We start from the raw sequence: 19,170 nt of genomic DNA on the forward strand, positions 1-19,170 counted from the left end.
AATCCACCGATCCTCATGAAGCGCCCGAGGAGGCTCGCCATGGCCATCTCCATCTCCGCGGTCCTGCTGCTGCTGATCCTGGCGGTGGTCTTCCTGCGGAGCGGCGGGCTGCGCGTCTCCCATGCGCTGGTCTGCGTCACGCTGGGCTTCTACCTGGCCAGCAGCAGCATCGCGCCGACCATCTCCGAGGGACTGGCGGCCACCGCGGACGTGGTCAGCAGCGTCCGGCCCTGACCGGCGGGCCATCGGGACCGGTCCGGGCGTCAGGGCCGGCAGGCCGTCAGGGGCGTCAGGGGGTCAGGACCGGCTGAACACCCCGATCCCGTTGGGGACCAGCCGCTCGGTGCCGCCCGAGGGATGGTTGCGCACGGTCGCCCGCCTGCCGCCCGGCTCCCGCGCCACCAGTGTGGAGGAGCCGCCGCCGTCGAGGTTGACCACGTCGTCCGCGCCGAGCCGCAGCATCACGTCGGCGAGTTCCCTCAGGGTCAGCCCGGCGCGGTAGGTCATCTCGCCGTCCAGCGCCAGCAGAAGGAGCAGATGCCCGCCCTCGCCGATCCCCACCGCGGTGCGCACGGCCCCGGTGAGCCGGTCGAGCCCGCCGAGCCTGCGGTGGTCGCGCACGATCGGAAAGCCGCCGATCGCGAAGGTGAACCGCGGACCCGGGGCCTCCCGCAGCCCGTAGTCGAAGCGCACCGGGTCGCCCATCTTCAGCTCGCGCAGCGCCCGGCCCCCCGACTCCCGCCCCACCAGGACGAACGAGTCGGCGGCGATCGGCCCCTTGCCCGGTGTGGCCGTCCGCTTGACCACCCGTCCGCCCCGCACCGTCACCTCGTAGGTCTGCTCGCTCCGGGGCGCGGACCGGGACGTGTCCACCCCGCAGGTCGCCCGCGCCCGGGAGGCGCTCCCCCAGTCCGGGGTGTACGCCCCGATGCCGTCCACGGGCACCGCGTACTGGTTCAGCCCGCGCAGCGGCCGCGTGCCCCTCCCCACAGCCGTCACCGTGCCGCGCAGCGTCAGCCGGCCCACCCGGGCGATCCGGTCGGTTCCGACCCCGATGACGTCCTCGGTGGAGGTGCCGGGCGGCGGCGCCGGGCCGAAGCGCTGGCCCTGCGGCACCGCCGCCTTCAGCAGGCGCCCGCCCGCGACCTCCGGGCCCACCGCGGCCCCCGTCGCCTCGACACCGGGGTGCTGGAGTTCGGTGATGTGGAAGAAGTCGCCGTTCACGGCGGCGATCGCGGAGCGCTTCGCGGCCATCTCGGACAGCCGGAGCCGCGAGGCGACCGCGCCCGGGTGGAGCAGGTCCAGGGAGACCCCCGGCTCCCGCAGATCGACGGTGACCAGATGGCCCAGCGCCGTGCCGTGCGAGGAGGCCAGCGTGAACTCCTCGTACGCCACGCCCGGCGCGAGGGAGGTGCGCAGCAAGGAGTGCGGCGCCGCGCCGGCCGGCCGGACCGGGACCGCACCGGCCGGGCCAGCGCCGGTCAGCACGCCCCACGCGAGGGCCACCGCGACCGCCGCGCGCACCCGCCCGGTTCCGCCACGTCCCTTCACCGCCATCCGGCACCTCCCGCCGAGTAAGCCGTCCGTCTCGCCGCCGCCCCCGTCCCCTTCGCCGTCAACCGCCCCGCCCCGCCCCCCGCTTCAAAGCCCACCGCGTCGGCGCCCACCGCGTCGGCGCCCACCCCTTCGGCGCGTGCCGCCCGCGCTCCGGGAACGGCACGGAAATGGCCGGAGACCACCTGCGGAACTCTTCGCACGCCCCTGCCCAACAGGCCCGCCCCGCCCCGATACTCACTGGCGTCCGTCGTGCACCCCCGGCCGAGCGCCGGGGCAACAGCCGGGAGGCCCCCATGGTCCGCCGTACGCGCCGCGCCTTTGTCGTCACCCTCGGAGCAGCCCTGGCGGGCGGTATCGCCGCCCCCGCGTACGCCGATTCGGCCTCCGGCAGGGGCAAGGCGCCGCTGGCCAGAGCCCACGCGCACAACGACTACGAACACCCGCACCCGCTCACGGACGCGCTCTCCCACGGCTTCGGAAGCGTGGAGGCCGACATCTGGCTGGTGGACGGCCAGTTGCTGATCGCCCACGACGAGGCCGACCTCGACCCCTCCCGCACCCTGGAGGGGCTCTACCTCGATCCGCTGGCGCGGCGCGTCCAGCGGAACGGCGGCCGGGTCTACCGCGGCCACGACCTGACGCTGCAACTGCTCATCGACATCAAGACCGCGGGGGAGCCCACCTACCTGGAACTCGCCAAGGTGCTGCGCCGCTACCACCCGATGCTGACCTGGGCTCAGGGCGGGGTGGGCGGCCGGGTGCGCCGCGGCGCGGTCACCGCCGTCATCTCCGGCGACCGCGGCGCGCGGGCCCCCATGGAGGCCGAACGGGTCCGCCGCGCCTTCTACGACGGGCGCCTCGACGACCTGGGGTCCGGCGTGCCCGCCTCCTTCATACCGCTCATCAGCAGCAACTGGACCCAGAGCTTCAGCTGGCTGGGCGCCGGCGAGATGCCGCCGGCCGAGCGGGACAAGCTGCGCCGGATCGTCGGCGCGGCGCACGCGAGCGGTCAGCGCGTGCGCTTCTGGGCCACCCCCGACCTGGCGGGGCCGGAGCGCGAAGCGCTGTGGCGCGAACTCCTGGCCGCCGACGTCGACTACCTCAACACCGATGATCTGGCGGGTCTTGAGGACTTTCTGCGCGGCGCACACTGACCCGCACCGCGGGCTCACGGCAGTCACCGGAAAATCGTATGATCACCACACGCGCCTCCCCGGGAGGCGCGTGTCGGCCAGCCGGGTGACAGCACTCCCGAGACGCCGGGGCAGCCGTTCCCGAGGCGGACAGAGCCGTTCCGACACGCCGGGGAAGCCACGCCCCCGGGGCCGCGCCTCACGGGCGCGCTCCCGGGGCCGCCTCACGGGCGCGTCACGCGTCGCGCGCCCGGAGCGCGGCCGGGTCGTCCAGGACCGCCTGCACCACCGAGCCCGCCGCGCCCAGCACCGGGCCGTCGGAGCCCAGCCGGGAGACGGTCACCATGCCCTGGCCCGGCCGGGCCGGGTCCGTCAGCCGCCGCGCCAGCTCCCGCTCCAGGGCGGGCAGCAGCCAGGGCGCCAGCGGGGTGAGCGCCCCGCCGAGCACCACCTTCTGCGGATCCAGCAGATTCACCGTGCCCGCCAGGGCGATGCCCAGCGCCGCGCCCGCGCCGCGCAGCGCCCGCCGCACCCGCCCGTCGCCCTCCGCCGCCCGCCGGGCCAGCAGGGCGACCCGCCCACCGGGGGTGCGGTGTTCGGCGGCGGTCTGCTCCAGGCGCACGCCCCCGGCCCGCAACACCGCCTCCTCGCCCGCGTACTGCTCCAGACAGCCCCGCCCGCCGCACGCGCACGCCGGCCCCTCGGGCCGCACCGGCACATGGCCCAGCTCGCCCGCGAAGCCGTGCGTGCCGCGCAGCAGCCGCCCGTCGATCACCACGGCGGCGCCGATGCCGATCTCGGCCGACACATGCACGAAGTCACGCGGCGCGGGGTCGTGGCCGCCGAGCCACAGCTCCGCGAGCGCGCCCAGGTTGGCCTCGTTGTCGACGGTCAGCGGCAGGTCGGGCAGGGCCTCGCGCAGCGCGGGGCCCACGTCCACGCCCTGCCAGCCGAGGTTCGGGGCGCGCACCACGACGCAGGACTCCCGCGCCACCAGGCCCGGCACCGCCACCGCGACCCCCACCGGCCGCAGCCCCTCGCCCTCCGCCTCCGCGGCGACCCGCCGTACGAGTTCGGCGAGCCGCGCGAGCACGGGGCCCGGGGCGCGGCCCCGGTTCGCCGACTCGACCTGGGCCCGCACCCGCACCCGCCTGCCGAGGTCCATCGCGCACACGGCCAGGTGGTCCACGCCTATCTCGGCGCCGATCCCGGCCGGCCCGTGCTCGCCCAGCGACAGCGCGCTGCCGGGGCGGCCGACCGTGCCAGGCCGGGACGGCCCGAGCTCCACCAGCAGCCCGTCCCGGGCCAGCTCGTCCACGAGGGTCGACACGGCGGCCCGGGTCAGCCCGATCCGGGCCGCGACGGCGGCCCGGGACAGCGGGCCGTGCGCGGCCACGGCGTGCAGCACCAGGGAGAGGTTGCGTCTGCGCATCGACTGCTGGGTGTTGGGCAGTGCCGCTGCCACCTGACGGTTCTCCTCTCCTGGCGACCTGGGACCACCCGACCCTACGACGCCGCCCGGCGCAGCAGCGCGTCGGCGTCGGACAGGACGTGGGCGACGCGCTCCAGCGCCGCCCGGTCGCGCTCGACCGGCTCGTAGGAGGGCCCGTCAGCCGTCCGCCAGCGCCGGGCCACCGCCGCCGGGTCCTCGCCCAGCAGCAGGCCCGCGGCCTGGGCGGCGGCCCCGAGCGCCACCAGCTCCTCGGCGCGCGGCACCTGGACGGGCCGGCCGCTGAGGCGGCGCACCGTCTCCCGCCACGCCGTGCCCCTGGCGCCGCCGCCGATGAGCAGCAGCGGCGCGTCGGGCGCGGCGTCCGCGTCCAGCACCCGGTCGAGCGCGGTGAGCAGCGCGAACACGGCCCCGTCGTAGGCGGCCTGGAGCACCTGCCCGGGCGTCGTGTCGTGGCGCAGCCCGTACAGCAGCCCGGAGGCCAGCGGCAGGTCGGGGGTGCGCTCGCCGTCGAGGAAGGGCAGCAGGACGGCCGGGCCGCCCGGCTCCACCGCCTCACGGTCCCGGCCGAGCAGGGCGGCGATCCGGTCGACCGCCAGCGTGCAGTTGAGCGTGCAGGCCAGCGGCAGCCAGGCGTCACGGGCGTCCGCGAACCCGGCGACCACCCCGCTGGGGTCGGCGGGCCGGTGGGCGGAGACGGCGTAGACGGTGCCGGAGGTGCCCAGGCTCAGCACGGGCTGCCCCGGCCGCAGGCCGAGGCCCAGGGCCGCCGCCATGTTGTCGCCCGTGCCGGTGGCCACCAGCGCCCCGGCGGGCAGCGGCAGGCCGGCCAGGTGCCGCACGGTCCCGGCCGCCTCGCCGTGCCGCAGCACGCGCGGCAGCAGCCCGGGGGCCAGCCCGGCGAGCTCCAGGATCTCCTCGTCGTACGACTCGGTCGCCGACGCCCACCAGCCGGTGCCGGAGGCGTCGCCGCGGTCGGTCGTCCCCTGGCCGGTGAGCCGTTCGGTGAGGTAGTCGTGGGGGAGCCGCACCGCCGCGGTGGCCCGCGCGGCCTCCGGCTCCGTCTCCTTCAGCCACGCCCACTTGGTGACGGTGAAGGCGGGGGCGGGCACGCTGCCGACCCGCTCCGCCCACACCTTCGGCCCGCCCAGCTCCTCGACCAGCCGGTCGCGCTGCGGGGCCGAGCGCACGTCGTTCCACAACAGCGCCGGGCGCACCGGGCGGCCCCGGGCGTCCAGGGTGACCAGGCCGTGCTGCTGGCCGCCGACCGAGACCGCCGCCGCCTGCCGGGCGTGCGCCCCGCACTGCTCGAGCGCCTCGCCCAGCGCCCGCCACCACTGCTCGGGATCGCTCTCCTTGCCGTCACCTCCCGCCCCGCCGCCGACGGTGTGCGGCGCCTGGCCGCGCGCGACGACCTGGCCGGTCGCGGCGTCGACCACCAGCGCCTTGGTGGACTGCGTGGAGCTGTCCACGCCGACGACCAGCGGTCCCTCCGGCACGGGCACGGCTGCTGCTGCCATCGCGCTCTCCCTTTCACGTCCCTGTGTGCGGCTGGGTGGGGCTTCCCCGGAATGCTCGCGCATACTAATTTGTAAAGCGCCATGACGAAATAGGCGAGGGAGCCGCGATGAGCTACAACCCCACCCCCGAGGACAAGTTCACCTTCGGCCTGTGGACGGTCGGCTGGCAGGGCAGGGACCCCTTCGGGGACGCCACGCGCCCGGCGCTCGACCCCGTCGAGTCCGTGACGCGGCTCGCCGAGCTGGGCGCGTACGGCGTGACGTTCCACGACGACGACCTGATCCCGTTCGGCGCCTCCGCGACCGAGCGCGAGTCGCACATCAAGCGCTTCCGGCAGGCCCTGGACGCCACCGGCATGACCGTGCCCATGGCCACCACCAACCTCTTCACCCACCCGGTCTTCAAGGACGGCGCCTTCACCGCCAACGACCGCGACGTGCGCCGCTACGCGCTGCGCAAGACCATCCGCAACATCGACCTCGCCGTCGAGCTGGGCGCCAAGACCTATGTGGCCTGGGGCGGGCGCGAGGGCTCCGAGTCCGGCGCGGCCAAGGACGTGCGCGCCGCGCTCGACCGGATGAAGGAGGCATTCGACCTGCTCGGCGCCTATGTCACCGAACAGGGCTACGACCTGCGGTTCGCCATCGAACCCAAGCCCAACGAGCCGCGCGGCGACATCCTCCTGCCCACCGTCGGCCACGCCCTCGCCTTCATCGAGCGGCTGGAGCGGCCCGAGCTGTACGGGGTCAATCCCGAGGTCGGCCACGAGCAGATGGCCGGGCTGAACTTCCCGCACGGCATCGCCCAGGCGCTGTGGGCGGACAAGCTCTTCCACATCGACCTCAACGGCCAGTCCGGCATCAAGTACGACCAGGACCTGCGCTTCGGGGCGGGCGACCTGCGGGCCGCCTTCTGGCTCGTCGACCTGCTGGAGACGGCCGGCTACCAGGGCCCGCGCCACTTCGACTTCAAGCCGCCGCGCACCGAGGACATCGCGGGCGTGTGGGCCTCGGCCGCCGGGTGCATGCGCAACTACCTCATCCTCAAGGAGCGGGCCGCCGCCTTCCGCGCCGACCCGGAGGTCCAGGAGGCCATGCGCGCCTCGCGCCTGGACGAACTGGCGCTTCCGACGCTGGGCGAGGGGGAGACCCTGGCCGGGCTGCTCGGGGACCGGACCGCCTTCGAGGAGTTCGACGTCACCGCTGCGGCGGAGCGCGGCATGGCCTTCGAGCGCCTGGACCAGCTCGCGATGGACCACCTGCTCGGAGCCCGCGGCTGACCACGCCCGGCCGCCGGCCGGGGCGTATGGCGTGCGTCGGGTCGGCGGTCGGTGCGTACGGGGCGCGGCAGGCCGGCGGCTGCGCGGTGAGGCCGGCCGCCGGTCGGTGCGGCCGGGGTGAGGCCGGCCGCCGGCCGGGGCGTACGCGGTGAGGCCGGCCGCCGGTCCAGCCCCCCGACGGGACCGGCGGCCGGGTACGCGGGCCGGACCGTCAGGGGGTCCAGCCGGCCAGCCAGTCCGCGATCTCGTAGTCCGCGGCCTGGGAGTCGCTGAGCTGCGGCCGGTCCGTGCTCGCCGGCCCGGAGCCCGCACCGGTGTTCCTGTACTCGGCGAAGCGGTCGTCCTTCCAGGAGAAACCGCTCATGTCGGTCCACGGCGTGGTCCGGATCGCGGCGCTCAGGGAGGTGTTGCGGACGACGGCCTGCGGGTCCAGGCTCGCGTCGCCGCCCGCGTGCCAGGGGCGGCCGAGGTAGTGGCTGCGGTCGCTGACATCGCCGGTGATGTTGCTGTTGATGATCAGGAAACCGTGCTTGCCGGCAGCGGTCGAGGGCGCGGCCACGTATCCGGCCGAGCTTCCGTCGTACCGCTTGACCAGCCGTATCGTCGACTTGGTGATGACGGCGGAGGCCCGGCCGAAGATGAAGTCGACATTGCCCTGGATCCAGGCGTTGTTGACGTACACCCGGCCGACCTTGTCCTTGCTCGCCGAGTCCAGCAGCAGGGTGTCCTGGTCGCCGAGGGCGCCGATGTTGTCCAGGACGATCTTGTCGCCCGCGGTGCGCAGCGCCACCGCCTGCTTGGCGGTGATGCTGGAGTCGGCCTCGTTGAAGTCGTTGACGAACTGCAGGTTGCGCGCCTGGAAGTCGTCAGCCTCGACGGCGAAGGTCGCGCTGCCGCTGGTGCCGTAGGTCCCGCCGCCGGGCTTGGGGGTGCCCGAGGCGTTGTTGTAGACGATGGTCACGTCGTTCTTGCTGCTGGTGGTGCCCACCAGCCGGATGTGCGGCTTGTTGCTGGGGATCTTCACGGTCTCGCGGTACGTGCCGGGCTTGACGGAGATGGTGACCGCGGACGGGTTGTTCGCCGGGACCGCGTTGACCGCGGCCTGCACGGAGGTGTAGTTGCCACTGCCGTCCTTCGCGACCACGATCGTCGCCGCGGCCTTCGCCTGCGCCGCGGGGGCGCCCGCGGCGATCAGCGCGGCCCCCGTGGCGAGGGCGAGGGGCGCGCTGACGAGCGGTCCAGTGAGGCGCCGCCGGGGGCGCCGGGCCGTTGTGGGCATGGGGGTGACTCCGTCCCGTGGAGACGTGCCGGACATGCTGATGCCCTGCGGTTGCCGCGCGGGACGGAAAGGTTGCCGGGCCCAGCCGACCCGTTCGGGGCCCGGCCGACCCGTTCGGGGGCGGCCGTCACCGAGCGGGCCACCGCGCGAGCCCGACCCCTCTCCCCGGCCGCTCCGGGTCCGCGCCCCCGCCGCCGAGGGCTCAGGGAGCCGTCGGCCGCGGGCAGACCCCGCGGCCCCGTTTCCGCTCCGCCTCAGGGTCGCGCTGCGGAGTGTCCGGCCGACCCGGGGGGTGCGGCGGCCCACCGCCTTCGCCGGGTCCGCGCCGTGCTGCCCGTCATGCGACCGGCCGGCGGTCCGGCGCACGGGCCGCGTCGCGGGGCCCGGCGCCGACCGGGACGCGGCAGCACCGGGCCCCGTGGTGCCTCGCCGGCCGACGCGCCGGCCGGTCGGCGAGCCGACGGGCCGGGGACGGCGGTGCCCCCTGTCCCGGACAGGGCCACCGCCCCGGGTTCGTCGGTCCGAGCGCTCCGCCCCCGCCTCCGGTCAGGCGCCCCCGCGTCAGACGGGACCCAGTGCCGCCGCCGGGTCGGGGGCCGGCGGGCCGGCCGGCCACCAGCGGCCCCGTTCCTTGCGATACGGCCACCAGCGCCCGTCCCGGCCGTACCGCAGCTGCGCGTCCGCGCCGACCACGGTCCAGCGGTTGCCCACCGCCCGCAGCCGCGGCGCGGTTTCCTCCCCCTCCCAGGCGGCGTCGAGCGAGGCGCGGGCGCGCGCCAGTGCCTCGCCGGAGGGGGTCCACTCCTCCTCCAGGACGGCGAGCCCCGCGGGACCCCCGTGCTCCCAGGCGCGCACGGCCCGGGCCAGCTCGCCGCGGTCGCGGCCGCAGCCCGCCGCGAGGCGGTCGGCGACACCGGCCGGGGGACCGGCGGCGGCCAGCCGCACCGCGTCCAGCCGGGGCGCGAGCGCGGCGGGGACGGGGGCCGTGGCGTGGCCCGGCGCCAGCGCCTCGGCCAGCAGCCGCCGGGCGCGTACCGCCGCGTCCGCCGCCAGGAACTCCAGCGCGGCGACGTCCACTCCGGGGGCCGGCTCGCCCCCGCCGCTCAGCACCGGCGGCCGGCCGGGCGCGGCCACCGCCGGCGGGGGCGCGGGCAGCGGCGGCACGGCGGCGGCCGCGGCGAACGCCTCCCGGGCCGGCACACCCTCCGGAACCCGGATCGTGGCCTCCTCCGCGGCGTCGCCCGCCGCGCCGCCCGCCACCCCCCGGGCGGCGCGGGCCACGCTGCGCGCCTGGATGTCGTCCAGCAGTTCGCGCTCCCCGCGGCCGCGCATCAGCAGCAGCACGAACGGGTCCTCGTCCAGCAGCCGGGCGACCTGGTAGCACAGCGCGGCGGTGTGCGGGCAGTGGTCCCACGCCTCGCATCCGCACCGCGGCTCCAGATCGCCGATCCCCGGGAGCAGTTCGACGCCCGCGGCCGCCGCGTCCTCGACGAGCTGCGGGGGCATGTCCCGGTCGAGCAGGGCGGCGATATGCCCGGACCGGTCGGCGACCACGTCCAGCAGCCGTTCCCACTCGGCGTCGCTCAACTCCTGCAGCAGCACATCCGAGCGATGGGGAGTGCGGTCGCGGTCCCGGACCACCGCCGTGATCCGGCCCGGCCGTACGGCGACCGCCCCCACCGCGCCCTCGCGCGCGTGCTTGCGCCCGCGCCCCAGCTGTTCTCCGTCGAGCGCCGTGTCCTCCAGCGCCTTCAGCCACGCCCGGCCCCACCAGGTGCGGGCGAAGCCGCGGCCACGGGCGGGCGGCAGGGCCTCGAAGACGCGCTCGCGCCCGTCGTGCGCCGCGCGTATGTCCCCGGTGTCCCCGGTGTCCCCGGTGTCCCCGGTGTCTCCGGTGTCTTCTGCGTCCCAGGTCTCCCCGGCGTCCCAGGTGTCCCCGGCGTCCCAGGTGTCGGTCATCGTTCGGTCCCCCTCAGCTCCACGAGCTCCGCCAGTTGGGCGTCGGTCAGTTCGGTGAGCGCCGTGTCCCCGGTGCCCAGTACCGCGTCCGCCAACTCCCGCTTGCGTTCGAGCATCGCGGCGATCCGGTCCTCCACCGTGCCCTCGGCGATCAGCCGGTGCACCTGCACCGGCTGGGTCTGCCCGATCCGGTACGCGCGATCGGTGGCCTGCGCCTCCACGGCCGGGTTCCACCAGCGGTCGTAGTGCACGACATGCCCGGCCCGGGTGAGGTTCAGACCGGTGCCGGCCGCCTTCAACGACAGCAGGAACACGGGGACTTCGCCCTCCTGGAAGCGGTGGACCAGCTCCTCGCGGCGCGCCACCGGCGTGCCGCCGTGCAGCAGCTGCGCGCCGATGCCGCGCCCCGCCAGGTGTTCCTGAAGGATGCGCGCCATCCGCACGTACTGGGTGAAGACGAGGACGCTCGCGCCCTCGGCGAGAATGGTGTCCAGCAGCTCGTCGAGCAGCTCCAGCTTCCCCGAGCGGCCGGTGATGACGGGCCGGTCCTCCTTCAGGTACTGCGCGGGGTGGTTGCAGATCTGCTTCAGCCCGGTCAGGAGCTTGACGATGAGCCCGCGCCGGGCCGCCCCGTCGGCGCCGGAGATCTCGGCGAGCATCTCGCGCACCACCGCCTCGTACAGCCCGGCCTGCTCCTTGGTGAGCGCCACGGCGCGGTCCGTCTCGGTCTTCGGCGGGAGTTCGGGCGCGATGCCCGGGTCCGACTTGCGGCGCCGGAGCAGGAACGGGCGGACGAGTTTCGCCAGGCGCTCGGTGGCCGCCGGGTCGCTTCCGCTCTCTACGGCCTGGGCGTAGTGGGTGCGGAACCACCCGTGCCCGCCGAGCAGCCCGGGCGTCGTCCAGTCGAGGATCGCCCACAGCTCGGAGAGGTTGTTCTCGATCGGTGTCCCGGTGAGCGCGACACGCGCCTTGGCGCCGATGGCGCGCAGCTGCTTCGCGGTCGCCGAGTACGGATTCTTGACGTGCTGCGCCTCGTCGGCGACCACCAGGCCCCAGCCCCCGGGCACCGCGTCGGCCAGCCGCCGCGCGTCCAGCCGCATCGTCCCGTACGTGGTGAGCACGAACTCCCCGTCGGCCAGGTCCTCCAGGGTGCGGGCGGCGCCGTGGAAGCGGCGCACCGGGGTGCCGGGCGCGAACCGCTCGATCTCGCGCTGCCAGTTGCCCAGCAGGGAGGCGGGCGCGACCACGAGGGTGGGACCGGCGGTCTCGGGGACGCCCTGGCGGTGGAGGTGGAGGGCGATCAGGGTGATGGTCTTGCCGAGGCCCATGTCGTCCGCGAGCGTCCCCCCGAGGCCGAGGGAGGTCATCCGGCTCAGCCAGCCCAGGCCGCGCAGCTGGTAGTCGCGCAGCGTGGCGGCAAGGGCCGGGGGCTGGGCCACGGGGCCGTGCCCCGGTCCCTCGGGGTCGGCGAGGCGGTCCCGCAGCGTGGCGAGCCAGCCGGCAGCCCGCACCTCCACGCCGGTGCCCTCGGCCTCGGTCCGGCCGGTCAGCACGGCGCCGAGCGCGTCGGCCGTGGCGATGTCGCGGTCCTTACGGTCCTGGGCCCGGCGGACCTGTTCCGGGTCGATCACGACCCATTGGTCGCGCAGCCGCACCACCGGGCGGCCGGCCTCGGCCAGCCGGTCCAGCTCCGCCCGGGTCAGCTCCTGGTCGCCGACCGCGAACCGCCAGCTGAAGCGGAGCAGCGCGTCGGCCGACAGATACGAGGGCAGCGCGGACCCGGACACGTCCGGCCGCTCGCCGTCGGCACCGCCACGCGGGCCGACGACGGCACGGGCGGTCAGCCCCCGCGCCAGCTCCTTCGGCCAGTGCACCTGGACGCCGGCGGCGTCCAGCGCCCCGGCCGCCGCGCCGAGCAGCTCGACGACCTCCTCGTCGGCGAGGTCGAGCGCCTCGGGCGCGGCGGCGGACAGCAGCGGTGCGAGCGGTGCCCAGGCGCGGGCGGCCCGCCGCAGCGTCAGCAGCGCGTCCATGCGGGCGCGCGGACCGAGGGCCGCGGCGGCGGCCGAGCTGCCCGCCCATACGTCGGCGGCGTCCGCGACCAGGGCCGGGTCGGCCAGGCTGTGGAGCTGGAGGACGGCGCGGAACCGAGGACCGGGGCCTCCCTTGCCCTGGCCGGCCTCTTCGCCGTCGTGGTTGCCGTGGTTGCTGTGCCCGTCGTGGCCGCCCTGGTTTTCGGGGCCGCCGAGGTCGCCGTGCGTGTCGTGGTCGCCGTGCGTGTCGTGGTCGCTGTCCAGCAGCTCGATCCGCAGCGACAGCCGGACCCCCGCGTCATGCCCGGCGGCCAGGTCCGCGGACCACGCCCGCAGCTCGGGCAGGCGCCGCGGCTCGGCCGCGGCGAACGCGGGGCCGCCCGCGGCCAGGGCCGCCGCGGGTGAGCGCGGCAGCCCGTCCGCGACCGCGTCGAGGAACGCCCGCAGATGCCGCTCCGGCTCCGGCAGGAGCACCGGATCGGTGCCCGGCAGGGGCACGGCGTGTGCGGCGGGAGGCATGGCCGCGGCCAGCTCGCGCACCCGTCGCAGATCCTCGTCGGCGAGCGGGCCGACGCGCCAGGCGTCGTGGTCGGTGGCCGTGAGCCCGGGCAGCAGCCGCCCACGGGCCGCGAGCTGGAGGGCGAGCACGGCGGCGGCACCCCAGAAGGCGGCCGTGGGGGCGATCCGCGCGGAAGGGGAGGAGGAGACGGTGTGCGCGGCGCGCGCCCTGGCCCGGGTGAGCACCGGAAGCGCCTCGCTCAGGGCCAGGACGCGGGCGCGTACGGCCAGGGCACGGACCCCCGCGCCCTGGCCGGGGGAGTCCGGGACCACGACGGTGATCTCTTCGGTGGCGCCGACCGGGCCGGTGGGGTCCGGACTGAGGGCGGCGGGGTCCTGGCCGTCCGGCCGCCAGAACGCGACCCGCCCGGCCCGCGCCGGGTCGGCGGGGAGGAAGACGGCGGTACAGCCGCAGAGTTCGGCCATGTCGGAGGGCGTTGCCACGGTGGGTGGTGTCACGGAGCTGATGCATTCCTCAAATTTGACTAGTGGGAGCGGCCGAGAGTACCTGACGAGCGCCCCGCCCGGACGGTCCTCCGATGTGAGGCACCTCACCCCGACCCCGGGTGCTCAGGAACCGTGAGCCGCTCGTATCCGTTGACGGAAGTGAAGCGGCTTGAGCCGCGAAGGAGGCAGAGGGCAATGTCCAAGCGCGCTGTGGCCGTCGCCGGGGGCGCGGCGGTGGGAGTAGTCCTGCTCTGTCAGCTGCTGCCGTTCTGGGTGGCGATCCTGGTGATCGTCGGCGTCCCCGCCTTGGCGTATCTGGCGCTCGACCCCTCCCAGCGGCGCAGACTGCGCCGGGTGTCGGGCAAGGAGCTGGGACGCTGACCGCCGCCCTCGCCAGGAGGGCGAATTCCCGGATGGAAACGGGCACAAGACACACGGCGGGACGACGGCGGTACCGGCCGGACCGCCGACCGGCTCGGGGCCCGGGGTGACACGCGCCTGGGAGTGACCGCGCAACACCGATCGCGGGTCACCCGGGACCCCGTCCAGCCGCGACACGCCGACCGCCCGCTGCGTCAGGCGGTGCGCCCCTTTGCCCCGACCGCCCGCCGTGTTTGCCCCGACCGCCCGCCGCGCCAGGCGGCGCGCCCCCGGGGCCCCGCGACCGGTGGTGGCCGCGGGCGGACCGTCGTCGACTCAGGTGGGGCGTACGGCCAGTTCGTCGAGGGCCGTCAGCAGGGCGGGCAGTTCCGGGCCGCGGCCGACCGGCAGCACTTCGCCCGGCGCGTCGTCCATGAGGACGAAGGCGATGTCGTCCGTGCGGGCCACGATGCTCCAGCCGGGCCCGTCGGCCCGCAGGGTCCGCGCGTCGCCGGAGGCGAACGCGGAGCGGACGCGGCCGGGCGGCGGGGGCGCTTTCAGATATCCGCGTGCCTCCTCCAGTACGCGTCGCACGCCCCCGTGCGGCTTCTCGCCCGGGGCCACGAACGTCACGTCGCTGTCGACCTGCCCGCGCCACACCGCCCAGCGCAGGGCGATCTCGTCCGCGCCCAGCCGCCGCTGCGCCGGGCCCCAGCGGCCGGTGTCCGGTGGCGCGAGCGGCGGGCGGGCCGCCCCTCCGGCGGCCGGCTCCGGGTCGGGGGCGGGGTCGTGCGGCGCGGGGACGCCCGGCGCGGCGACGGCCACCGCCAGGGGCCAACCGGGGAGGGAGGCGACCACGGTCCGGTCGTCGACGGCCAGGCCGTACTCCATCCCGCAGTCCCACGCGGCGATGGCGCAGGCGACCAGCGACACGTCCTCGGTGACCACCGTCCACCGGGCGCCGTCGCCGTCCTGGCCCAGCACCAGGCCGTATCCGGCCTCGTGCGGTGCCAGGCCGAGCGCGGCGCAGGCCTCGGGATAGTCGTCGCCCAGCACGCTGGGGAACCGCGCGGGCGTCAGCACCACCGCGGTCAGCACGTACAGCGCGTCGTCGTCCGACTCCTCACTGGCGGGCACGGCAGCCTCCTCTGGCGGTAGGGGGCGGTACGGAGCGGTATGGATCCGGGGGTCCCATCCGTTGTCCGGCGCACCTTAACCAGCCAGTAGCCACGCCGTCGAGACTCCGTGCGCGGGTGCCGACCGGGTGCCGACCGGGTGCCGACCGGGCGCCGGCCGCGCCCCGTGTGCCGCGTCCGCCGCGCCGCCGTCAGGATTCGCCGGCGGCCCGCAGCGAGTCGAGGGTGCGGCGCAGCCAGGACTGTTCGGCCTGGCTGGTGGCTCGGGCGATGGTGAGGATGCCGCGCCGGAAGGGGTCCTCGACCTCCTCCGCGCGCAGCGGCCGGTCGTCGTCGTAGAAGAAACTCGTGGGCTGCCGCAGAAACGCGAGCCGCCGCTCCAGGACCCCCGCCTGGGCCGCCGGGTCCTCCAGGTGGCGCAGAAACGCGAGCAGGGTGAACCAGCGGTTCTCGTCCGTGATGTCGGCCTGGGCCGGCTCCGCGAGACGGCGACGGAGTTCGGCACGGCCCTCAGGGGTCAGCGTCAGTACGTGCCGGGGCGCGGCGCCCGCGCCCGGCCGGCTCTCGCGGGCCAGCAGCCCGGCCTTCTCCAACCGCTTGATCGCCGGGTAGAGCGTGCTTTCGGCCACGGGTTTGACGTGGCCGGTCAGCGCGGCGATCCGCTTGCGCAGCTCGTAGCCGTGCAGCGGTGTGTCGCAGAGAAAGCCCAGGATGGCGAGTTCGAGCATGGGCGCATTGTGCCGCACCGACGCTGTACCTCGGGCACGTATTACCTCTTCCACGCATTACCCCGGCTGCGCCATACGACGCCTACGCCATACTTCGCCTACGTAATACCCCGGCTTCGCAATACCTCGGCATCGATGTATGGTGCGGGGCGGAAGATCCCCCGACGCCCATCGAGCCCAGGAAGGCGGGAGAGACGGCCATGCGCCACGCTCCGTTCGGCCAGGAAGGCGCCCATATCCGCTGGACCGAGACGCCCGGAGGCGGTGACGGCGGAGCACCCCGGGTGTATGTGCACGGGCTGGGCGCGTCGTCGGCCGTCTATCACGCGCACATCGCGGCCGACCCGGCCCTCGCCGGGCGGCGCTCGCTCTTCGTCGACCTGCCCGGCCACGGCATCAGCGACCGCCCCGCCGACTTCGGCTACACCCTGGAGGAACACGCCGACGCGCTCGCCGCGGCGCTCGACGCGGCCGGGGCCCTGGGCGCCGAGGTCGTGGGGCACAGCATGGGCGGGTCGGTCGCCGTCGTGCTCGCCGTGCGCCGCCCCGACCTGGTGTCCCGGCTGGTGCTCACGGAGGCCAACCTCGACCCGCGGCCGGGCCCGTCGGCGGCCAGCAGCGGGATCGCCACGTACCCGGAGGAGGAGTTCGTGCGCGGCGAGGGCTGGGAGCGGACGCTGGAGCGGGTCGGCCCGGTGTGGCGGGCGACGATGCGGCTCGCCGACCCCACGGCCCTGCACCGCAGCGCGAGCGCCCTGGTGCGCGGCACCGAGCCGACCATGCGCCGGATGCTGCTCGGCCTGGACGTTCCGCGCACGTACCTCGTCGGAGGGAACGGCGACGGGCTCGCCGGACGTGCGGAGCTGGAGGCCGCGGGGGTCGTCGTGCGGACCGTCCCCGGCGCGGGACACAACGTCATGTTCGACGACCCGGTCGCCTTCGCCGCGGCGGTCGCCGCTCAGCCCTGACGGACCGCGAGGGCCAGGAAGCGGGTGTCCCGGTCCGTGTACGAGGTCAGCTCCCAGCCCGAACGGGCCAGCAGCGGGCGCAGATTGGGCTCGGCCCGCAGGTCGCCCGGCGTGATCGCGAAGCCCTTGCGCGCGGCCAGCGCCGCCCGCCCCACCGGGTGGAACAGCGCGAGCAGCCCCTGGGGGCGCACCACCCGCGCCAGCTCCCGCAGCCCGGCCTCCGGGTCGGGGAGGTGGGAGATCAGGCCGGCGCCGAACACCGCGTGCAGACAGCCGTCGCGCAGCGGCAGTCTGGTGACGTCGGCCAGGGCGAGCGCCGCGTCCCGGTGCCGGCCGGCGCGCACGGCGGCGTCCAGCATCGCGGGCGTGGCGTCGGCGCCGAGCACCGTTCCGGCGGGGCCGACGGCGGCGCGCAGCGCGGGCAGGGCGCGGCCCGTGCCGCAGCCGGCGTCGAGCACCGCGTCCCCGGCGCGCAGGCCGAGGTCGGCGACGGCGGCGGCGTAGGCGGGGCCGTCGTCGGGGAAGCGGGCCTCCCAGTCGGCGGCCCTCGGGGTGAAGAAGTCCCGGACCTCGGCCAGGCGGTCGGCGGGGGTGTTCTGGTGGCTCATGCGACTCCTCGTGCGGATGGGATGGGTGAGGAAGACGGATCTTCAGGAGGCAGAGGGCACATCCTGAGGGGCACATCCTGAAGGGCGCACCCTCAGGGGCGATCCCTGAGGGGCGATCCCTGGGGGGCGCACCCTGAGCGGGAACCCGAATAGTGTGCACGTTCGAGCATCCGCCGATCGTTCTGGCAGCTATCCCTGTCAAATTCCAGCATTCTTCCGAATGCGCCCCCTGAATGCGCCCCCTCCTCGCTAGGGTCCGGGGGCCATGGGACAGCTCCCGGCAGAAGGAGACGGCCATGACCGAGGACCGCAGCATCGCCGCCCGTTTCCCGGACGGTCTCGACTCCCTTCTGGACGAGCTGGTGGCCCGCGTCGGCGGCGTGCGACACGCCGTCGTGCTCCTCGGTGACGGAGCCACGGTGAGCGCCTCCCGGGGGCTGGGCCGCCGCGACGCCGAGCAACTGGCCGCCGTCGCCTCCGGTCTGCACGGCCTCGCCGTCGGCGCGGCGCGCCGACAGGCGCGGGGAGCGGCACGCCGATGGACACGGGGTGCGGCACGCCGGCGGGCGCGGGGCGCGGCGCGCCAGACCGTGGTGGAGACGGAGGCCGGCCGTCTCTTCGTCGCGGCGGCGGGCGAGGGGTCGTACCTGGCCGTCCTCGGCGCGGCCGACGCCGACCCGGCGCTGATCGCCTCCGAGACGGCCCGGCTCGTCGAGCGGGTGGAGGAGCGGCTGCGCGCCCGCCCGCGCCTCCCGCAGGCCCCCGCCGCCCCCGCCTGACCCCTCACCGCCCCCTTCCCGCCCCGCCCGCCGCAGGTGGCACCACGCCCGCGTCCGGTTCGCCGCGATCGCACGGGGTACCCGGGGCGTCCCGGAAAGCGATGGTGAAGGGACGCGGCGATGCGAGCGGTGACCTGGCAGGGCAGGCGGGACGTACGGGTGGAGACGGTGCCCGACCCCATCCTCAAGGAGCCGACGGACGCGGTCATCCGGGTCACGTCCACCGGGCTGTGCGGCTCCGACCTCCATCTGTACGAAGTGCTCACCCCCTTCATGACCCCCGGCGACATCCTCGGCCACGAGCCGATGGGGATCGTCGAGGAGGCCGGGTCCGAGGTGACCGGGCTGCGCCCCGGCGACCGGGTGGTCGTGCCGTTCCAGATCGCCTGCGGCCACTGCTGGATGTGCCGCTCCGGCCTGCCGACCCAGTGCGAGACCACTCAGGTCGTCGAGCACGGCATGGGCGCCGAGCTGTTCGGCTACACCAAGCTGTACGGCGCGGTGCCCGGCGGCCAGGCGGAGTACCTGCGGGTCCCGCAGGCCCAGTACGGGCCGATCAAGGTGCCCGAGGGCCCGCCGGACGACCGTTTCGTCTATCTCTCCGACGTCCTCCCCACCGCCTGGCAGGCCGTCGTGTACGCGGACGTCCCCCCGGAGGGCACGCTGGCCGTCCTCGGCCTCGGCCCCATCGGCGACATGTGCTGCCGGATCGCGAAGGCGCGCGGCGCCGGCCGGGTGATCGGCGTGGACCTGGTGTCCGAGCGGCTGGACCGGGCCCGCGACCGCGGCGTGGAGGTCTACGACCTCAGGGCGTACGACAGCCAGGAGGACCTCGTCGACGCCGTCCTCACCGAGACCGCGGGCCGGGGCCCGGACGCGGTCGTGGACGCCGTGGGCACCGAGGCCCACGGCAGCCCCCTCGGCAAGACCGCCCAGCGGGCCACCGGGTTCCTGCCGCACGAGTGGGCCGCCAAGCTCACGGCCAGGGCCGGGGTGGACCGGCTGGCGGCGCTGCGGCTGGCCATCGCCCTGGTACGGCGCGGCGGGACCATCTCCCTCAGCGGGATCTACGGCGGCATGGCCGATCCGCTGCCCATGCTGACGATGTTCGACAAGCAGATCCAGCTGCGGATGGGACAGGCGAACGTCCGCCGCTGGGTGGACGACATCCTGCCCTTCCTGACCGACGACGACCCGTTGGGGGTGGAGGACTTCGCCACCCACCACCTTCCGCTGGAAGAGGCGCCCCGCGCCTACGAGATGTTCCAGCGCAAGGAGGACGGCGCGGTGAAGATCCTCATGCGGCCGTGACGTCCTGACCAGCCGTGACGTCCTGGCCGTCGTAAGGCCGTCACCTCTCACCGCTTGTCGGCGC

The 19,170-nt window shown here is 75.6% G+C and carries 15 protein-coding genes and 1 pseudogene; 7 read left to right on the forward strand and 9 right to left on the reverse strand.

All coding sequences use genetic code 11. From position 1 onward, the window contains the following. Positions 1-39 precede the first annotated feature (39 nt). The gene (locus tag ABFY07_RS10565; protein ID WP_076971922.1) at positions 40-234 is read left to right on the forward strand and encodes a hypothetical protein; all 195 of its coding nucleotides are present in this window, start codon (positions 40-42) and stop codon (positions 232-234) included. Positions 235-297: 63 nt separating this feature from the next. On the opposite strand, the gene ABFY07_RS10570 is transcribed toward ABFY07_RS10565, so the two are convergent. After that, positions 298-1,557 (reverse strand): phosphodiester glycosidase family protein, encoded by a 1,260-nt coding sequence (locus ABFY07_RS10570; protein ID WP_346174232.1) that lies wholly within the window; start codon positions 1,555-1,557, stop codon positions 298-300. A 293-nt stretch (positions 1,558-1,850) separates the two neighbouring features. Here ABFY07_RS10570 and ABFY07_RS10575 point away from each other — a divergent pair, with 293 nt between their 5' ends. Beyond that, positions 1,851-2,711 carry a phosphatidylinositol-specific phospholipase C/glycerophosphodiester phosphodiesterase family protein gene (locus tag ABFY07_RS10575; RefSeq protein WP_346174233.1) on the forward strand — a complete coding sequence of 287 codons (861 nt, stop codon included), beginning with the start codon at positions 1,851-1,853 and terminating at the stop codon, positions 2,709-2,711. A gap of 214 nt (positions 2,712-2,925) precedes the next feature. Here ABFY07_RS10575 and ABFY07_RS10580 read toward each other — a convergent pair whose 3' ends face one another. Both ABFY07_RS10580 and xylB read right to left on the reverse strand, forming a co-directional pair. Next, positions 2,926-4,122, reverse strand: a complete 1,197-nt coding sequence (locus ABFY07_RS10580; protein ID WP_346174330.1) for an ROK family protein — start codon at positions 4,120-4,122, stop codon at positions 2,926-2,928. Between the two features lie 74 nt (positions 4,123-4,196). Further along, entirely contained in the window at positions 4,197-5,660 is a 1,464-nt protein-coding gene (gene xylB / locus ABFY07_RS10585; RefSeq protein ID WP_346174234.1) for a xylulokinase, read from the reverse strand. 107 nt (positions 5,661-5,767) lie between these two features. On the opposite strand from xylB, the gene xylA reads away from it, so the two are divergent. Beyond that, on the forward strand, positions 5,768-6,940 hold the full coding sequence (gene xylA / locus ABFY07_RS10590; RefSeq protein ID WP_346174235.1) for a xylose isomerase: 1,173 nt from the start codon (positions 5,768-5,770) through the stop codon (positions 6,938-6,940). A gap of 211 nt (positions 6,941-7,151) precedes the next feature. Here the strand turns inward: xylA and ABFY07_RS10595 are convergent. The 3 genes and pseudogenes from ABFY07_RS10595 to ABFY07_RS10605 form a co-directional block, all read right to left on the reverse strand. After that, positions 7,152-8,156: pseudogene (locus ABFY07_RS10595) on the reverse strand (pectinesterase family protein); the annotation flags it as partial. Positions 8,157-8,780: 624 nt separating this feature from the next. Continuing rightward, entirely contained in the window at positions 8,781-10,178 is a 1,398-nt protein-coding gene (locus ABFY07_RS10600; protein WP_346174237.1) for an SWIM zinc finger family protein, read from the reverse strand. Further along, the gene (locus tag ABFY07_RS10605; RefSeq protein WP_346174331.1) at positions 10,175-13,195 is read right to left on the reverse strand and encodes a DEAD/DEAH box helicase; all 3,021 of its coding nucleotides are present in this window, start codon (positions 13,193-13,195) and stop codon (positions 10,175-10,177) included. Before ABFY07_RS10605 ends, ABFY07_RS10600 begins: the two co-directional genes overlap by 4 nt. Positions 13,196-13,411: 216 nt before the next feature. On the opposite strand from ABFY07_RS10605, the gene ABFY07_RS10610 reads away from it, so the two are divergent. Continuing rightward, on the forward strand, positions 13,412-13,597 hold the full coding sequence (locus ABFY07_RS10610) for a hypothetical protein (RefSeq protein WP_346174238.1): 186 nt from the start codon (positions 13,412-13,414) through the stop codon (positions 13,595-13,597). 315 nt (positions 13,598-13,912) lie between these two features. Here the strand turns inward: ABFY07_RS10610 and ABFY07_RS10615 are convergent, their stop codons facing one another. Next, the gene (locus tag ABFY07_RS10615) at positions 13,913-14,713 is read right to left on the reverse strand and encodes a hypothetical protein (RefSeq protein ID WP_346174239.1); all 801 of its coding nucleotides are present in this window, start codon (positions 14,711-14,713) and stop codon (positions 13,913-13,915) included. A gap of 190 nt (positions 14,714-14,903) precedes the next feature. Then, positions 14,904-15,440 (reverse strand): PadR family transcriptional regulator, encoded by a 537-nt coding sequence (locus ABFY07_RS10620; protein WP_346174240.1) that lies wholly within the window; start codon positions 15,438-15,440, stop codon positions 14,904-14,906. A 200-nt stretch (positions 15,441-15,640) separates the two neighbouring features. Between ABFY07_RS10620 and ABFY07_RS10625 the strand changes: the two genes are divergently transcribed. Continuing rightward, complete coding sequence (locus ABFY07_RS10625) at positions 15,641-16,408, forward strand: alpha/beta fold hydrolase (protein ID WP_346174241.1); 768 nt, start codon at positions 15,641-15,643, stop codon at positions 16,406-16,408. On the opposite strand, the gene ABFY07_RS10630 is transcribed toward ABFY07_RS10625, so the two are convergent. Beyond that, positions 16,399-17,016: a class I SAM-dependent methyltransferase gene (locus ABFY07_RS10630; protein ID WP_346174242.1), complete on the reverse strand. Its 618-nt coding sequence runs from the start codon at positions 17,014-17,016 to the stop codon at positions 16,399-16,401. The genes ABFY07_RS10625 and ABFY07_RS10630 overlap by 10 nt on opposite strands. A 296-nt stretch (positions 17,017-17,312) precedes the next feature. Between ABFY07_RS10630 and ABFY07_RS10635 the strand changes: the two genes are divergently transcribed. Both ABFY07_RS10635 and ABFY07_RS10640 read left to right on the forward strand, forming a co-directional pair. Beyond that, the gene (locus ABFY07_RS10635; RefSeq protein WP_346174243.1) at positions 17,313-17,795 is read left to right on the forward strand and encodes a roadblock/LC7 domain-containing protein; all 483 of its coding nucleotides are present in this window, start codon (positions 17,313-17,315) and stop codon (positions 17,793-17,795) included. A gap of 120 nt (positions 17,796-17,915) precedes the next feature. Then, complete coding sequence (locus ABFY07_RS10640; RefSeq protein WP_346174244.1) at positions 17,916-19,106, forward strand: alcohol dehydrogenase catalytic domain-containing protein; 1,191 nt, start codon at positions 17,916-17,918, stop codon at positions 19,104-19,106. Positions 19,107-19,170 lie beyond the last annotated feature (64 nt).

This window comes from Streptomyces sparsogenes subsp. cuspidosporus (assembly GCF_039532705.1).
Classification (GTDB): Bacteria; Actinomycetota; Actinomycetes; order Streptomycetales; family Streptomycetaceae; genus Streptomyces; species Streptomyces sparsogenes.

Excerpts from the sequence above, each read along its gene's own strand:
- ABFY07_RS10640 (WP_346174244.1), top strand. The coding sequence starts at position 17,916 with ATGCGAGCGGTGACCTGGCAGGGCAGGCGGGACGTACGGGTGGAGACG.
- xylA (WP_346174235.1), top strand. The coding sequence starts at position 5,768 with ATGAGCTACAACCCCACCCCCGAGGACAAGTTCACCTTCGGCCTGTGG.
- ABFY07_RS10565 (WP_076971922.1), top strand. The coding sequence starts at position 40 with ATGGCCATCTCCATCTCCGCGGTCCTGCTGCTGCTGATCCTGGCGGTG.
- ABFY07_RS10610 (WP_346174238.1), top strand. The coding sequence starts at position 13,412 with ATGTCCAAGCGCGCTGTGGCCGTCGCCGGGGGCGCGGCGGTGGGAGTA.
- xylB (WP_346174234.1), bottom strand. The coding sequence starts at position 5,660 with ATGGCAGCAGCAGCCGTGCCCGTGCCGGAGGGACCGCTGGTCGTCGGC.
- ABFY07_RS10575 (WP_346174233.1), top strand. The coding sequence starts at position 1,851 with ATGGTCCGCCGTACGCGCCGCGCCTTTGTCGTCACCCTCGGAGCAGCC.
- ABFY07_RS10625 (WP_346174241.1), top strand. The coding sequence starts at position 15,641 with ATGCGCCACGCTCCGTTCGGCCAGGAAGGCGCCCATATCCGCTGGACC.
- ABFY07_RS10605 (WP_346174331.1), bottom strand. The coding sequence starts at position 13,195 with ATGGCCGAACTCTGCGGCTGTACCGCCGTCTTCCTCCCCGCCGACCCG.
- ABFY07_RS10600 (WP_346174237.1), bottom strand. The coding sequence starts at position 10,178 with ATGACCGACACCTGGGACGCCGGGGACACCTGGGACGCCGGGGAGACC.
- ABFY07_RS10635 (WP_346174243.1), top strand. The coding sequence starts at position 17,313 with ATGACCGAGGACCGCAGCATCGCCGCCCGTTTCCCGGACGGTCTCGAC.
- ABFY07_RS10630 (WP_346174242.1), bottom strand. The coding sequence starts at position 17,016 with ATGAGCCACCAGAACACCCCCGCCGACCGCCTGGCCGAGGTCCGGGAC.
- ABFY07_RS10570 (WP_346174232.1), bottom strand. The coding sequence starts at position 1,557 with ATGGCGGTGAAGGGACGTGGCGGAACCGGGCGGGTGCGCGCGGCGGTC.
- ABFY07_RS10620 (WP_346174240.1), bottom strand. The coding sequence starts at position 15,440 with ATGCTCGAACTCGCCATCCTGGGCTTTCTCTGCGACACACCGCTGCAC.
- ABFY07_RS10580 (WP_346174330.1), bottom strand. The coding sequence starts at position 4,122 with ATGCGCAGACGCAACCTCTCCCTGGTGCTGCACGCCGTGGCCGCGCAC.